The sequence below is a fragment of the Kribbella sp. CA-294648 genome, assembly GCF_050943845.1.
Classification (GTDB): domain Bacteria; phylum Actinomycetota; class Actinomycetes; order Propionibacteriales; family Kribbellaceae; genus Kribbella.
Genome location: NZ_CP191981.1, coordinates 5,118,272 through 5,134,625 on the forward strand (window position 1 = coordinate 5,118,272; position 16,354 = coordinate 5,134,625).

The following is a 16,354-nucleotide window of genomic DNA, read 5'->3' on the forward strand; positions in this document are numbered from 1 at the left end:
AACCCCGTCCAACCCGCTCAGGTGGGTTGGACGGGGCCAGACCTATCCGGGGGTTACCGCGGCCGTGGCGTTCGAGTGGGCGATCGCGGGCGCGGCACCTGGGTACAGAGCTGTCACTCGCACGGCCAGCCGATGACCGACATCCGCCTGGGTGAGGCGGTACTGCTTGGTCGTCACGCCTGGCAGCCACACTCCGTCGCGCATCCACTGGTACTCGAACCGCAGACCGGTCTTGCCCCACGCGCCAGGCGTGGCCGTCAGGGTGTACCCCGCGACCGTCTTGCCTTCCGCTCTAGGTACCTTCACCAGCTTCGGTGCCGGCGTCAACGGGACTACGGGTTTGATGCTGGTCAGGGTCGGGATCACCTTCGCGATCCTCCCGTCCGCGCCGAAGGTCAGCCGGTCGATCGTGGTCTCGCGATGTGTGCCGTCGCCACCCGGCATCCCGAAGCGGTGGTAGGCGATGTACCACTCGTCCGTGCCGGGCACCTGGACGATCGAGTGGTGGCCGGTCCCGAGAATGCCCTGGGCCGGGTCCTTCTCGAGGATGACGCCACGGTAGGTCCACGGCCCGTCGACACTCGTCGCGGTCGCGTAGCCCACCCGGTAGTTGGGTGAACCGGTGTCGTCGATCGAGTACGTCAGGTGGTACGTCCCCCTGCGGTAGTCGACGAAGGTCCCCTCGCGGAAGTCCGTCAGACCGCTGATCTTCTTGAGGGTCTCCGGCTTGATGGCCAGCATGTCGTCGCTCAGCTCGGCGTACACCGGTGAACCGTTGCCCCAGAACAGGTAGTACCGCCCGGTGACGGGATCCTGGAATGCGGCCGGGTCGATCGCCTGTCCGGAGGTGACCGCCTCGTTGTTGAGGATCATCGCGGCCGGCTGTGCGGTGAACGGGCCCTCCGGGCTGTCGGCCACCGCGACGCCGATCGTCTTGCGGTTGTACGTCGGGTTGTGGCCGGAGAAGTAGAAGTAGTACTTGCCGCCCCGCTCGATGATCGTCGGCGCCCACGCGTTGCCGCCGGCCCACGGAACGTTGCCATTGGCACCATCAAGGGTCAGGAACGGCTGCGCCGATCGCTGCCAGTCCAGCAGGTTCTTCGACTTCCAGACGTAGAAGTCCTTGCCACCCCAGCCGGCGACTCCGTCGGTCGTCACGTAGAGGTAGTAGGTGTCGCCGAAGCGCGCGATGTTCGGATCCGCGTTGAACCCAGCCAGCACGGGCGAGCGCATCACGAGGGCCTTCACCGTCCAGGTGCGCGTGGTTCCGTCCTTGGCCGTGACCGTGAAGGTCTTCGGCGTCGAGAGGTCGACCGTGCCGGTCGGCGAGATCGTCGAGCTGGAAACCACCTTCAGAACCGGCGACAGCTTGGTCAGGTCCGTGCCGGGGACGACCGGCAGCGTGACGGTCGACGACGCGTCGTCGATGATCGCCGGCACCTTGAGACTGGCCAGCTCGGCGCCGATGATCGCTCGCGGATCGGCGTCCAGGTCGCTGACCTCGGCGGCCGACAGGGCCCGGTTGTACAGCCGGAAATCGCGCACTTTGCCCTTGAGGTGTTTGTCGGAGGTGTAGACGGAACGCCCGATGTAGTTGGCCGTCGTCCGGCCGCCGCCGATGTCGCCCGGCGCGATGGTGACGCCGGTCTTCCGGCCGACCTGCACTCCGTCGAGGTAGATGGTGGCGATGCCGTCCGGCGTGAGGGTGTAGGTCAGCGCCTTCCAGACACCCCGCGGTACGGCCCCGGACGCGGTCGCGGTCTGCTCGGTCGACCAGTTGCCCGAGGCAATGGACGTCCGGTAGTTGTTGCCGGTCGTGAACAGATAGCCGTTGCCGATGTCGCCGGCGGTGTTGCCGAGACCCCAGATGAAGTACGGCGTCGCCTGGCCGCTGTCGATCCAGACCTTGGTCGAGACGGTGATCGCGTCCAGCCCGGTCATCATGTTGTCGGGCAGCTTCACATGGCCGTTGACGCCGCCGAGGTTGAGCGCGCCGTCGGCCCAGGTCGCATCACCCGAGACAACGCCGTCGTACCCATGGCCGGTCACGTCGTTCGCATTCTGGTCCAGCGGGTAGTGCGCAACCATCCCGTTCGCATCGGCCTTCACCGGCTCCGGCAGCACCAGGCCGTCGCGCAGCCGATCGAGCTCGGCCTGGGTCACGGGCAGGACCGTGCCGTGGCGTGGGCTGGCCGGCAGCGAGTACGTCGACGGGACCTTCCAGTCCGGCGCCTCGAGGTCGTTCGTCCCGAGTGGGATGTACCCACGGCCGCCGTACTCGTCGACGAACAGGTAGTAGTTCGAGCCGGAAGTGTCACCGGGGTTGGCCTTGAACACGGTCGGTCCCTCGACGGCCGACGTACCGGCGTCGCGACCGATGCACGAGTCCTGCATCGCCCAGGCGGCCTTGCCGGGCAGGTCGACCGCGGTCAGCGACGAGGACTTCTCCTGGATGATGTCCGAACAGCCGGTACCGCCACCGCCCTCGTCCTTGGTGAAGCGGTAGTACGTGCCGCTCTCCCTGATCACCGTCGAGTCGATCCGGGACTCGCCCCGGTCCTGCCAGATCTCCGGCTTGCTGAAGGTACGGAAGTCACGAGTCGTTGCATAGAGCATCCGGTTGTACGTCGAACCGGTGTGGCCGGGGTCGTCGGCGGCGTACAGCTTCGAGGCCCAGAAGACGACGTACGACTGGAGTTCGGTGTCCCAGTACGCCTCGGGCGCCCAGGTGTTCCCGGCGGTCTCGGGCGAGACCAGGACGTGCCGCTGCTCGGACCAGGTGACCAGGTCGGTGGACTCCCAGACCTCCAGATAGCGGCTCCCCTGGCGCTGCGCGGCATCCCAGTCGCCATTGCGACCGATCGACAGGTCGGTCGCGATCAGGAAGAACCGATCGCCTTCGGGCGAACGGATCAGGAACGGATCGCGCAGTCCGAGCGTGCCCTTGGTCGACTCGAGCACCGGCCGGCCGTTGTTGAGCTCGTCCCACTTGAGCGCGGTGTTGCCCCGGCTGGCGGCGAAGTAGATCTTCTCCCCCGCGATCGAGTTGCCGGTGAAGTAGCTGAACGCATAGCCGGTGTACGGCGCGGCCGCCTTGAGCTCGCGCACCGTCAGAGCGATCTGCCGGGTGGCAGTGGCCGCACCGACCTTGGTGGTCGCGGTCAGCGTGACCTGGGCGTCACCAGCGCCGTTCACGGGCCGGTGGACGATACCTGCGCTGCTGACCACGTCCGGAGCGGATGAGGCCCACGTGACCGAGGCGCCGTACTCGCCCGTCGCCGGCAGGGTCAGATTGCCACGGACGTCGTCGGCGTGGACGACGGAGAGCGCCGCGGCGGCACCGTCGGCCTTGGCCTGGTCGGTCAGTGCGATCAACGCGACCTCCTCCGCGCTGAGTGCGCGGTTGTAGACACGGAAGTTCCGGACCTTGCCCTTCAGCGTGCGGTCGGTGCCGTAGTTCGACTTGCCCAGCAGGTTGTTCGTGGTCACGCCGCCGCCGACCTGGCTCGGCAGGACGCTGACCGCGGTGTTCTGACCGACCTGCACCCCGTCCTCGTAGAGAGTGCCGGTGGTGCCGGTCTGGGTGTAGGTGACGGTCTTCCAGACACCCCGCGCGAGGTTGCCGGCCGGGGTCTTCGCGGTGACCTTCTCACCGGACCAGTTGGTCGTGGTGATACCGGCCCGGAAGCTGTTGCCGCTGGCAAACAGATAGCCGGTGCCGGCACTCGACGACGCGGTGTTGCCGAGACCCCAGAGGAAGAACGGCGTGGCCTGGTCGGTCGCGATGAGCACATCGCTGGACACGGTGATGGAGTCCAGCCCGGCCATCACGTTGTCGGGCAGCTTCACGTAGTCGTCGGTGCCGTCGAGAGTGAGGTCCGAGCCGCTCCAGGTCCCACCGCCGACCAGCGTCCCGTTGCGGCCGTTGCCGGAGCTGTCGGCCACCGTCGTACCGGACGTCTGCGCGAGGTCGTAGCGCAGTACCAGCCCCGCGGTCACATCCTCGGCCGCGGCGCCGGCAGTGGTCGGGGGCAGAAGGAGCTGGCCGCCGAGGAGGGCGAGGACAGCGGTTGCTGCCCACCGGGAAGAGCGCGTGCCGATCTGCATGGAGACCTCACTGATGATGTGTTAGCGCTAACAGTCCGAGGTACTCTCGCTGAGCCCGCACCACTACGTCAAGACCTCACGCCATCGACCCAGGCCGGCTACCGGCCGTCCATTCGCCACTCGTTAACGCTGAACCCACTCATCTGCGGTGAAAACCGTCGCTGGCCGAGTTGTTGAGGAGGCATCAACTCTTAGGTTAGCCTCACCTCCGTGTTCCAGCCCCAAGCCCGGCTGACGGCCGGCGCTGTCTTGTGGTCCGGCACTGCCGACATCAACCGTCCCGTCCTCGTCGACGCAGGCGGCACGCTGACCTATGGAACGCTGATCGAGCGAGTGGAAGCGCTTGCCGCCGAGCTGCCGGGGGTTCAGGCCGGACGCCGGCTCGTGCACGTCCCGCTGATGGCCACGCGGGAACTGGTGGTCGGCTACCTCGCCGTTCTCAAGGCCGGGCATGTCGCGCTGATCACACCTCCCGAGCACGCCTCGATCACGACCGCCTACCCACCGGATTTATGGCTCCACGACGACGGCACGTTCACTGGCTCGCTGGACGAGGCTATTGATCCGCAGTACGAGCTCCACCCGGAGCTCGCGGTCCTGATGAGTACTTCGGGGAGCACCGGTTCACCCAAGCTCGTTCGGCTGAGCCGCGCGAACCTCGTCAGCAACGCGGATGGGATTGCGGCGGCGCTGTCGATCAGCCCTGACGACCGGGCCATCACCTCACTGCCGTTGCACTACTGCTTCGGCCTGTCGGTGCTGCACGCCCAGCTCCGGGCCGGCGCAACCGCCGTGCTGTGGCATGGGTCGGTGACCGACCCCACCTTCGCCGATGAACTGCGCCGGAACACGGTCAGTTTGTTGCCTGCGACACCCCATGTGGTCGATTTGCTCGACGTACAAGGGGTTCTGGACGATCTCCCCTCGCTGCGGCTGCTGGCCCAAGCGGGCGGCGCGCTGCCCGCAGTACGGGTGAAGGAACTGGATGCGCGCGGTCGCGTTGGCGGCTGGGGGCTGGCGGTCATGTACGGGCAGACCGAGGCGACCGCCCGGATGGCGGTGCTGCCACCAGAGCTGGCCGGTCAGTACCCGGACGCGGTGGGCTGGCCGATCGCGGGCTCCGCGTTCCGGCTGGACCCGGAAGGCATCGAGCAGCCCGATTCTCTGGACGGTCCGGTCGGCGAGCTGGTCTTCACCGGTCCCGGCGTGATGCTCGGGTACGCCGAACACCCTGTCGACCTTGCGCTGGGCCGGGTTCAGACCGAGCTGCGGACCGGCGATCTCGCCAGGATCGATACCGACGGGCTGGTCCGGATCGTCGGCCGGCGATCCGATCACGTGAAGATCATGGGCATCCGGATCGACCTCGGCCAGGTCGAGCGTGCACTGCGCGCCAACGGGGTTCCGTGCTGCGTCACCGGTACCGACGACCAGCTTCAAGTCACCTATCGATCGGGTGGACACGAGCCGGCAGCCGTCCGCGATCAGGCGGCGTCGGCGGCCGGTCTCGGGGTGTCCGTGGTCTCGACCCACGAGGTCGCCGAGCTGCCGATCCTGCCCAACGGCAAGCCGGATCGCCGTGCCTGCGCCGCGTTGCACACCACGGCTGCGCTGCCATCGGATGACGTGGCGACGGAGACCGCGATCGGCGCCGACGGATCGCTCACGGCAGTCGTTGCCCTCCTCGCACCGCTGCTCCGCGGTGGCGTGACGGACCCGGACCGGTCCTTCGCGGAGCTCGGAGGCGACTCGTTCAACCACGTCATGGCCTCCCTCCGCCTGACCCGGCTGATCGGCGAACTGCCGCCCGACTGGCATCACCGGCCGATCCGCGACCTCGCCGTTCTGGCCGACCAGCGCCGCCAGAGCCGACCGGTACGCCGTGCCATGACGCAGCGGGTCGAGACCACCGTGCTCCTGCGTGGAGTGGCCGTGATCACGATCTGCGCCAGCCACGTCGACCTGTTCCAGCTGACGGGTGGGGCGCACATCCTGCTCGCGGTCGCCGGATTCCTGTTCGCCAGGTACGTCCTCACCGCCCGGGGAACGGCCGATCGGGTCCGGCGGACAACTCGGGCGGTCATCGGCATCGCAGTACCGGCTCTCGTCGTGGCTGCCGTGATGGTGTTCGTCTCCCGATCGATCCACTGGTCGAATCTGGCGCTGGTCCACTGGCTGGTCCGGCCGCGGGACATCAACATCTTCTGGTTCGTCGAAGCCCTGCTGATGCTGTCGGTGCTGACGACGGCGGTGCTCGCCCTGCCGCTCGTGCGGGCGGCGTACGCCGCGAACCCCTGGCGCACCGCGATGGTCGCCCTGGCTGTCCTGCTGGTACCGCGCTATCTGGTGCTCGCGTTGGTCGAAGGGCCGGTGCGGGGCCTTCCGGGTACGGTGGCTTGGCTCTTTGTCGCCGGTATCGCGATGGCACTCGCGGACACCGGGCGGCGCCGGGTGATCACGGCTGTCGTCGCGGCGGCCGCGACCATCGGGTTCTTCCCGGTCTGGGAGCGGAACCTGACCATCATGGCCGGGCTCCTGTTGCTGGCGTTGCTGCCGACCGTGCCGGTCCCTGGCTTGCTGGTCCGGCCGCTCGGCGTACTGGCCGCTGCGTCGCTGCACATCTACCTGATCCAGTTCCAGATGTTCGCGTTCTTCGGCACCCCTATCGTCCAGTTTTTCGCCTCGCTCGCCGCCGGCCTCGCCTTCTGCGCGGTCAGCACCTTCGTGCTCCGCCGGTTGCCCTTGCCGTTGCCCTTGCCATTGCCGGGGCCGCGGCCGGCGCGTGGGACCCTGATCCGCCGTCTCCAGACGGCGCTGAATTCTGTGAGAGAGGATCGACCATGCGTCGACGCACGTTCCTGACCGGCCTGGGGGCCATCGGCACGGTGGGCCTGGTGGGCTGCGGGTCGGAGGACAAGGCCAAGGACGAGTACAAGGCCGACCCGGGCTCGCTCCAGGTCTACTCCTCGCAGCACGAGAACGTCACCAAGGCGTGGGTCGAGGCGTTCACCGCATCGACCGGGATCAAGGTGCAGATCCGCAAGGGCTCCGACTCCTCGATGGGCCACCAGATCGTTGCCGAGGGCTCCTCGTCACCCGCGGACGTGTTCCTCACCGAGAACAGCCCGGCGATGACGCTGGTCGAGCGGAGCAACCTGCTCGCCCCGCTCGAGGAGGCGACCCGTCGCCAGGTGCCGGCCAACCTGACCCCATCGTCGAAGGCCTGGACCTCGATCGCCGCCCGGTCCACGGTCATGGTCTACAACCCGGAGAAGCTGCCGAAGGCCGAGCTGCCGAAGTCCCTGATGGACCTCGCAGGGCCGGAGTGGAAGGACCGCTGGGGTTGCGCGCCCGGCGGCGCGGACTTCCAGGCCATCGTCGCCGGCATGCTCGCCGGGCAGGGTGAGCAGAAGACGACCGAGTGGCTGAAAGGCCTGAAGGAGAACGCCCGGGCGCTGCAGAACAACATCGCCACGATGAAGTCGGTGAACGCCGGCGAGATCCCGTGCGGCGTGATCTACCACTACTACTGGTACCGCGACCAGGCCGGCAGCAAGGAAGGCAGCGGCAACACCGCGCTGCACTACTTCCGCAACCGGGACCCGGGCGCGTTCGTGTCGCTGTCGGGTGGTGCGGTGCTGGCCGGCTCGAAGAAGCCCGCAGAGGCGCGCAAGTTCCTGGCCTACGTCACCAGCCCGGCCGGCCAGAAGGTGCTCGTCGACTCCAACTCGATGGAGTACGCGGTCGGCGTCGGGGTGGCCTCCGCACCGGCACTGCCGCCGCTCAGCACCTTGCAGGCGCCGCCGGTCGACCCGTTCGCGCTGAACTCCGACAAGGTCAGCGCGCTGATGACAGATGCCGGCATTCTCTGACCCGACCGGAGCCGTCCTCCCGTACGACGGCCCGGCGACTCCGGGTTCTGGGGCTCCGGTGGCTCAGGCCGTCCCGGTTCACCGGTCCGCGCTGACGCCGTGGCTCGTCGTGCTCGCCGCGGCGCTGGTCGCCGTACTGATGCTGGCCCCGGTGCTGGTGGTTTTCGGGCAGGCCTGGGCGGCCGGCACTGCCGAGGCGTCTCGGCTGTTGTTCCGGCCGAGGACCGCTGAGCTGCTGCGCAACACGATGCTGCTGGTCGTGCTCACGGTCCCCATCACCGTGGTGCTCGGCTGCGCCGCAGCCTGGCTGGTGGAACGCACGACACTGCCCGCCGCCGGGGTCTGGCGCACCTTGCTACTGGCCCCACTCGCCATCCCCGCGTTCGTGAGCAGCTATGCCTGGACCTCAGTGCTGCCATCGGTCCAGGGCCTCGGCGGCGCGGTGTTGGTCACATCCCTGGCCTACTACCCGTTCGTCTTCCTCCCGGCGGCCGCTCTGATGCGTGCACTTGACCAGGGCCACGTCGACGCCGCCCGCTCCCTCGGAGCCTCAGGCCTCGGCGCCGTACTCCGGGTGGTCGCGCCGCAGCTGCGACCCGCTGTCGCCGGCGGGGCGTTGCTGGTGGCGCTGCACCTCCTGGCCGAGTTCGGCGTGCTGCAGATGATGCGGTTCCCCACGTTCACGACTGCGATCCTGCAGCAGTTCGCGGTTGGGTTCAGCAACACCGCCGGCAGCCTGCTCGCCGCGGCGCTCGTGGTGCTGTGCCTCGGCATTCTGGCGATCGAGGTGCTGCTACGCGGCCGCGCCCGGATCGCCAGACTCGGCACGGGAACCCGGCAGCCACCTGTCGCCCACCGCCTCGGTCTCTGGACGGTACCCGCTCTCGGCGCGCTGACCATCCTGGTCGGACTGGCAGTGATGGTGCCTGGAGGAATCGTGCTGCGCTGGCTGGTGCGGGCGATCGGCGCCGGTAGCGTGGAAGCCGGACCGTTGCTCTCAGCAACTGCTTCGACGGTCGGTCTGGCGGTCCTGGCGGGACTGGCCGCGACCCTCGCCGCGCTGCCCGGAGCCTGGCTGCTGCACCGGTACCCGTCCCGGCTGGCGGTCGGCCTCGAGCGAGTCACCTATGTCGCGAGCGCCTTGCCCGGCGTGGTGATCGGGCTGGCGCTCGTCACCCTGGCCGTGCAGTGGGCCCGCCCGGTCTACCAGACCGCGGCGCTCGCCGTGGCGGCGTACACGATCCTGTTCTTGCCTCGGGCAATGGTGGCCTGGCGGTCCGGTCTGGCCGCGGCGCCGACCGAGCTGATCGAGGCATCGCGTTCGCTCGGGGTGTCCGGGCCGGGTACCTTTGCCCGCGTGGTGCTCCCGCTCGTCCTCCCCTCCGCGCTGACCGGGTTCGTCCTGGTCTTCCTCGCGACGGTGACCGAGCTGACCGCGACCCTGCTGCTCGCCCCGACCGGGACCGAGACGCTGGCGACCGCGTTCTGGTCGGCGAGTGACGAGCTCGACTACCAGGCGAGCGCGCCGTACGCCGCGGCGATGATCGCGCTGTCCGCACCGCTCACCGTGCTGCTCCGCCGGCAGATCCTAGACCGGCGATGACGAGCGCCGGGATCAAGATCAGCGACCTGACCGTCGGGTACGGCGGTCCGGCGGTGCTCGACCACGTCAGCCTGGAGGTGCGCCCGGGCGGAACCACCGCCGTGCTCGGTCCGTCCGGCAGCGGCAAGACCACGCTCCTGCGAGCGCTCGCTGGGTTCGTCCGGCCGTCGAGCGGCCAGATCGAGATCGGCGGGAAGGTCCTCACCGACGGCAAGGTGCTGGTCGCGCCGGAGCGCCGTGGGATCGGCTACGTCCGGCAGGACGGCGCGCTGTTCCCGCATCTCGATGTCACCGGCAACATTCTCTTCGGACTCCCCCGGGCCGAACGCCGCCGCGCCACCCAGGTCGGCGCGCTGCTCGAACTCGTCGGGTTGTCCCCCGACCTCGCTCGGCGCCGGCCGGACCAGCTGTCCGGCGGCCAGCAGCAACGGGTCGCACTGGCCCGGGCGCTGGCTCGTGAGCCTGCCGTCGTACTGCTCGACGAGCCGTTCTCGTCCCTCGACACCGCCTTGCGCGCTTCGACCCGCGAGGCGACCTTGACCGCCTTGCGCGAACGCGGCGCCACCACCGTGCTCGTCACCCACGACCAGACCGAGGCGCTCTCGTTCGCCGACCAGGTCGCGGTGATGCTCGACGGCCGGTTCGCCCAGATCGGCAGCCCCGCTCAGGTGTACGACGCGCCCGCAACGCCTGAGGTCGGGAGGTTCCTCGGCGACACGATGTTGCTGCCGGGACTGGCCGATGGGCGGGTCGTCGACTGTGTTCTGGGCACTCTCGAGCTCGCCGAACCGGTTACCGGCGAGGTGATGGTCATGGTTCGCCCCGAGCAGGTCGTCCTCGGGACGGTCGGCCTTGGCTTGGCTGCCCGCGTGGTCTCGATCGCGTACCACGGACCAGATGCGATGGTCCGGCTCGACCTCGCCGACACGAACACCCGGTTGGTGGCGCGGGTGCCGGGTCAAGGCGCACCTCGACCCGGCGACCTGGTCAGCGTCGTCGTACCAGGTCCCACCCACGCGTTCCCGCTAGCCGGTCGTGTAGCGGATCACGTCGTTTCGTAGTACCTCGCCGGAGAGCTTCACGATCCGCAAGGTGTGCTGCCCAGCCTTCAGGCCAGGAAGGGTGAACACCTGCCGGGCCGTGACGCGCGACTCGTTGAAGAGGCTCACCCGGCCGACGACCTTACCGTCGACGGAAATTTCGGCCTCGCCTTGATCCGGGCCCAGTGCTGTCACCCAGCTGACGCCGGTCCCGCGGAACGTGAAGTCGATCGCCGCGCCGTTCGCCGTCGTGGCGTGGACGTCGTCGCGGTGATCACCACGGAACCGGAATTCCAGTTTCGTCGTTCCGGCCGGCTGTGCCGCCAGGTACTCCTTCCTGATGGTGACGATCTTGCCGTCGACTGTGTAGTCGGTGCCCTTGGCAAGGACCGTGCTGCCGTTCGCGATCCCGGCCAGCTCGGCGGGGTCACGGGCGATCTCGGTGGTCAGATCGGCGGGGGTCGCCTTGTCGAAGGACGCAGTACCGGGGTTCAGCAGGCTCTCCTGGCGGACCACCAGCTTGTCGACCAGCATGAACTGGCCGGACTTCTTCACGCCGCGGATCGTGTGGCTCCCGTTCGGCAGATCCGAGATGCTGAACACCACCTGCTGGGCGGAGCGGCTGTCCGCGTGGGTGTCCACGGTCGCCTTCAGGGCACCGTCGACGTAGATCTCGACCTCGCCCTGGGACGGGTCCTTCTCCGTCACGTAGTCGACGCCGTTGCCGACGAAGCTGTAGGAGAAGGCGTCGCCGTTGGCCTCGGTGTAGTGCACGTCGTCCTGATAGTCACCCAACCCACGGCCCGTACTGCGACTCCACGAACCCGTGTAGACAATGCCTGGGTCGTCGTTGTTCAACTCGACGGTCCGTACGCCGGAGGTGGTGGCCGGCTGGCCGGTGGTGGATCCCCCCGAATCGGTGACCGTGACGGTCAGCGGCTCCGACACGGCCGGGACTTCGCGGTTGCCGTTGCGCTGCCAGGCGCCGTCGTACCCGACCCGCAGATCGTCGTCGTTGACGCGGATCACCGAGCCCTTCTGCGGCGTGACCTTGAACAGCCGGGCTCCGTGCGGGGGCACGGTCGCGGCGGTGTAGCCGGTCGCGAACTGGCCGAGATTCTTCTTCGCCCACAGGTCGCGGACCGTCGCCGCACCGGTCAGACCGAGGTCCGCCCAGTTCGCCGTCATGTTCGCCTCGGTGGTGCCGAGGTTGAACAGCGCGACCGTGTAGGAGTTGTCCGCGTTGAGCGAGTACCAGACCTGCCGATTGCTCTTGGTGGACACCGGCTGGGCGGGGCGCCCGGCCTGGTTGACCGCGATCACCTCGGGGTTCGTGAGCAGTTCCAACCCGTAGGAGTCGAGCTTGGTCAGGTCGTTGCCGACGTAGAACGGAGCCGCCGAGACCGCCCACAGCGTCGCCGCCGTACGGCGCTCGTCCTTGGTCAGCCCGTCCATCGTGCCGTTGCCGACATTCAGCGAGTCGAGGTCGTTCCAGCCACCCGGCCCGCCGTGGCGCCACCAGTCGGCGACCTTCGGGAAGAGCCGCGAGATGTTCGGCCAGGCGGTGAGTGCCTCACCAGGGCAGTAGCACTCGACGTCCCAGTCGACCCGCCAGCCGTTCGACCACTGCTTCCAGTACTCCGCGTAGTTGATGTCGAGAGCCCAGGACAGCTCGAGCCAGATCTTGTGCCGAGCCAGCGCCTGCGACCAGCCCTTGACCTCGTCGCGCGCGTCGAGGGACAGGTCGTTCTTGCCCGAACCCGGCGTCACGCTGTCGAACTTGAGGAAGTCGACGCCCCAGGAGGCGAGCTGGTCCACGATCGAGTCGATGTACGCCTGGGCGCACGGGTTCGTCATGTCGACGCGATAGCCGAAACCCCAGTAGTCCCCCTGCTGCAGAGGCTGCTTGGCCAGATTGCCCGTCGTACATCCCGGCTTGCCGTAGACAGGCAGGTTGGCGTCCAGCACCGCCTTCGAGATGCCCGGAATGGCGTAGAGCCCGACCTTCTGGCCGTTCCCGTGGATGTGGTCGATCACGGCCTGCAGACCGTTCGGGTACAACTTCTTGCTCGGAACGGGCCGGCCGTACCCGTCAATACCGCCGTTCCAGGCGGCGTCGATGTTGATGTACTTGTACCCGTACGGCTGGAGCTTCTTCCGCATCGCATCCGACTGGGCGATGATCTGCGCGGCCGAGATCCAGTTGCCGCCGTCGTTGGAGTAGACCTGCATGCTGTAGCTGCTCCAGCCCATGTAGGGCTTCAGCGCCGCATCGCCGGCCGGGCCCTGCGGCGTACCGGCTGCTGTGGTGACGGTCGCAGGGCTGCTGATGCTGGCCGCGCTGGGAGCTTTCTTGGTGGTGGCGCCTTGAGGGCCCGGTTGCGGACCTCTGGCGCCCGGTACGGCGGACGTCGCCGCGGCGCTCGCGGGGAGCAAGGCGGCGACAGCGACGAGCGCGACCACGCCGCGCATCGCCTGGTGTCGAAGGGATCTGGTCATGAGCGGCGACCTCTCTGATCATCTGACAGCCGCGATCCCTGGTGTTCGCACTCATCCACACGTCTCCCAGGAACACGGATCCGATAGGATATTGGAACACTTACTTCACGCTGTCAAGATATAGAGGTCAGTCCGGACAGATCCGTTTACCTGCTGCAGCCGGCGTAGCAGCGGAGCAGGCGCAGCGAGCCAGACTTCACTGAACGTCGACGCACTGCTGCCGCCCGCCCGGCCAGCGGGCTTGACCCCAACGTCGTCGGTGCCTTGACGGTTGCCGAGGCGGCCCGCTGCCATCGGGAAGTGCAACGCCACCGCCCGACACCCTTCGTTGTGGGCATGTCCACAACACGCGAGCCGCCTCTACACGATGGCTCCAACGACATCACTCGAGATCAACGGCAAATTGGTCATCTCGGCACGGACGGCCGGCTCGGTTTCGACGCGCTCCAGCAGCGTCTGGTCACCAGCCCGTCGAAGACCTGCGCCAAGGCCGCTGCCGTCCCAGCCGCCTACGCAGCCTTCGAGCTGCTGGCGATCGGTGGCGACTGCGGGCCTTGGACCCCCACTTGTCAGGCGCCTGGGAGCGGGGTTTGGAAGGCGGTCGCTGCGGAGGCGGGGAGGCGCGATGCGAACGACTGCAGCACCGGCAACCCCGGTGCTGCAGTCGTTTCACAATTTTGCGTCGGGCGCCTGCCACCGCAGCCTCGCCTGAGCGGTGAGTGGCCCGGTAGCTACCTTCCCAGCGCGTCGAGCTGGTCAGTCAGGTGGGAGAATCCGCCGCCGGCGGCAGACTTGCCGGAGGGAACCCAACCCCACTCTTTCTCCTCGTCGGCAAGACCGCTGACAAAGTTCCCCTGCTCGTCCTCGAAGATCAGCCCTTGCACATGAGCTCTCAACAGCCCGGTTCCCTGCGGATGTCCGGCCGCAACGTTGTGAACTGTGCTGCCCGGCGTCTGCTTTTCCAGCTCAGTAGCTGTCGGCGCAGCTCGGCCGACAACGATGACGCGGGTGCCTCTCGGTACAGCCGAGTTCAGTTCATCGATCGTCGCGAGGACGGGTTTCGTGCCCTCGGGCAGTTTTCCGTCGACCCGGACTTCTCCTCCCCTCGGGACCTCGACGTAGACGCGATCTCCGCCGCGGCCGTCCAGAGCACGGTAGGACTTCAGAACTTTGATCTCCAGGACCGCGAAGAGAGAGGTGTCCACATAGCCGCTGCCATTCTTTTCGACCCGAGACCGGCCGTCGGTCCAGCCGACCACCGTTCCGAGGGTGACAGAAGGAGCCCTTCGGGCCAGGGCCGCCAGCGAGGTCACTCGCTCGTAGTCGTAGTCGGTCATCCCGCGGACGACTGCTGCATCGACACGTGGTCGCTTCTTGGTCTCGGTCGACTGTGACGAAGACTGCTCCGCCGAGGGTTGTTCCACCCGCTGCGACGACTGGGGATCGCCCACCCCGCCACACGCGGCAGCACAAACCAGCACGAACCCCGCCAGGCCGGCCGCGACCGGCAACTTACGAATCGTCATAGCTCGTCCCTTCGTCAGCTGAACCACGGGTTAATGTGCTGGGTGCGGTGGTGATGGCCATAGACTCTGAGGTTGGTCCACGACGCCTGGACCTCTCCGGACCGAAGACAACTGTGAGCGGTGTCGCCCCCGGGGAGATCGTTGTCGAAGTAATGGCGCACCCCGACGGTGTGACCCAACTCGTGGCAGGCGGTCTTCGAGAGCTGTTCGTTGGGGCGAGCCGCATTGTTGATCGCCCCCATGTCGAGCGTCACGTTGTAGGTGTCGCACCGTCCGTTGTCCCACCGGGTCCGGCACCTGGCTTCACCGTACGCGCCACTGAGATTGCCTTGTCCCCAGCGAACATCTGTGTGTGCGTCGCAAGCTCCGGGATACAGCGTCTGCACCACAGTCTGATCGCGCAGCCACGTCATCGCGGCATCAGCGGTCGTCCTCTGATTGAATCCGGACAGGTAACACCACGAGTGGCTTCCCGTGTCCGGTGGACCGTCCGGCTGGGGCGTATCGCCCTGTGCCTCGACGGGTCGGGCAATCAAAAGCGCAGCCACGAAAAATGTGGCCACGACTGCCCGAATTATTCTTGAGTTCCGACCCGCTGATGAGGTCGCTGTCCAATTCCCCACGTTTGTCGCCTCCTCACGAAACGAAGCAGGCGCTAGAAACGACATGCACGCTCGCCGGGGCGGCTCTCGGTATCGGAGACGATGATGAATGTCTCGATCCCGAGCGTGAGTCGAGATAGCGGCCTGCCTCGGAGATCGTCACTTCTGGCCCGGCGACTGTCAAGAACTCAGGTGTCAGATCAGCGTTGGAACGATATCCGGAGCCTGATGCGACGCTGTGATTCGAACAGGTGAGATACCGAGTCTTCGAATCTGCCCGAGACAGCAGTCCCGTGCAGCACCTATGCGCTCGCGTCAAACATCGATCCTTCCAATCGGCGCCAAAGGAGTTCGGTCAGGTGGAGTTGAACACGGCGATCGACATCTTCGCTGGCCGATTCAAAGCGGTTCGGTCCATGGGCAAGATTAGAAACAACGCCACTATCGGGGAAACCGCGTACGCCGGTGGTACAACCGCGAATACAGTTACTTCAGCGTCAGGCGCGCATCCAAGCGCAGACCGTACCGATCGCCGGCCCGTCCCGTTCGCCAGCTATGGCTTCTATCGATCGCTGTCAGGACGCAACACGCCTAGCTTCTAAGTTTGGAGACTCCACTTGACTGGCGAACTGGCCTTCCTCTGCGGCCTGGCTCTACTTCTCGCGCTTCGACCACGTGGCTGTCAGTTCGCAAACACCGCCACTTGGCCTGGATCAGCGCTGCAGCGGGCCCTCTCATCGTGGCCGGAGCGTTGCTGGACCAAGATTTGCTGTTCTTGCCGGGGATCGCCGTGATGGTGATCGGCGAGTTCGTGCACCAGACCAACGACGATGAGCCGGACTCAACCGAACGGCTGGAAGGAGAGTAATCGTTGGTTGATCGTCCTCGCGGCGTACGTCGTACCGAGCGTCGCCTTGCCCGTGACAGGGTTCGCCGAACCCGACGCCGGAGCATCAGGACGTCGGTTCGACCGCTGACGGACCGGTGCCTCGCGCAACAACTCCATGAACTCGCGCACGTCGGGACGCTCAGCTCGTTCCCACGCCGTCCACCGGCTATGCAGGAACCGGAACCACCGCAGCCGGTCGTAGGCGTAGCTGCGCAA

General features: G+C 67.3%; 9 protein-coding genes. 4 read left to right on the forward strand and 5 right to left on the reverse strand.

Annotated elements, in window-relative coordinates; all coding sequences use genetic code 11:
• Nucleotides 1-42: 42 nt before the first annotated feature.
• Nucleotides 43-4,107: a family 43 glycosylhydrolase gene (locus tag ACQPYM_RS24295; RefSeq protein WP_433004023.1), complete on the reverse strand. Its 4,065-nt coding sequence runs from the start codon at nt 4,105-4,107 to the stop codon at nt 43-45.
• Between the two features lie 210 nt (nt 4,108-4,317).
• Between ACQPYM_RS24295 and ACQPYM_RS24300 the strand changes: the two genes are divergently transcribed.
• The 4 genes from ACQPYM_RS24300 to ACQPYM_RS24315 are packed head-to-tail and all read left to right on the forward strand — an operon-like array spanning nt 4,318 to nt 10,643.
• Nucleotides 4,318-6,969, forward strand: coding sequence for an AMP-binding protein (locus ACQPYM_RS24300; RefSeq protein WP_433004026.1), 2,652 nt, complete (start codon nt 4,318-4,320; stop codon nt 6,967-6,969).
• Entirely contained in the window at nt 6,948-7,979 is a 1,032-nt protein-coding gene (locus ACQPYM_RS24305; protein WP_433004029.1) for an extracellular solute-binding protein, read from the forward strand. Before ACQPYM_RS24300 ends, ACQPYM_RS24305 begins: the two co-directional genes overlap by 22 nt.
• Nucleotides 7,963-9,582, forward strand: a complete 1,620-nt coding sequence (locus ACQPYM_RS24310; protein WP_433004032.1) for an ABC transporter permease — start codon at nt 7,963-7,965, stop codon at nt 9,580-9,582. Before ACQPYM_RS24305 ends, ACQPYM_RS24310 begins: the two co-directional genes overlap by 17 nt.
• A complete protein-coding gene (locus ACQPYM_RS24315) occupies nt 9,579-10,643 on the forward strand; it encodes an ABC transporter ATP-binding protein (protein WP_433004035.1) in 1,065 nt (354 codons plus the stop codon). The genes ACQPYM_RS24310 and ACQPYM_RS24315 overlap by 4 nt, the downstream gene beginning before the upstream one ends.
• Here the strand turns inward: ACQPYM_RS24315 and ACQPYM_RS24320 are convergent.
• The 4 genes from ACQPYM_RS24320 to ACQPYM_RS24335 form a co-directional block, all read right to left on the reverse strand.
• Nucleotides 10,608-13,121 carry a X2-like carbohydrate binding domain-containing protein gene (locus ACQPYM_RS24320; RefSeq protein ID WP_433004038.1) on the reverse strand — a complete coding sequence of 838 codons (2,514 nt, stop codon included), beginning with the start codon at nt 13,119-13,121 and terminating at the stop codon, nt 10,608-10,610. The genes ACQPYM_RS24315 and ACQPYM_RS24320 overlap by 36 nt on opposite strands.
• A 731-nt stretch (nt 13,122-13,852) precedes the next feature.
• On the reverse strand, nt 13,853-14,458 hold the full coding sequence (locus ACQPYM_RS24325) for a hypothetical protein (RefSeq protein WP_433004041.1): 606 nt from the start codon (nt 14,456-14,458) through the stop codon (nt 13,853-13,855).
• A gap of 203 nt (nt 14,459-14,661) precedes the next feature.
• Nucleotides 14,662-15,210, reverse strand: a complete 549-nt coding sequence (locus ACQPYM_RS24330; RefSeq protein WP_433004044.1) for a hypothetical protein — start codon at nt 15,208-15,210, stop codon at nt 14,662-14,664.
• 880 nt (nt 15,211-16,090) lie between these two features.
• On the reverse strand, nt 16,091-16,354 hold the full coding sequence (locus tag ACQPYM_RS24335) for a hypothetical protein (RefSeq protein WP_433004046.1): 264 nt from the start codon (nt 16,352-16,354) through the stop codon (nt 16,091-16,093).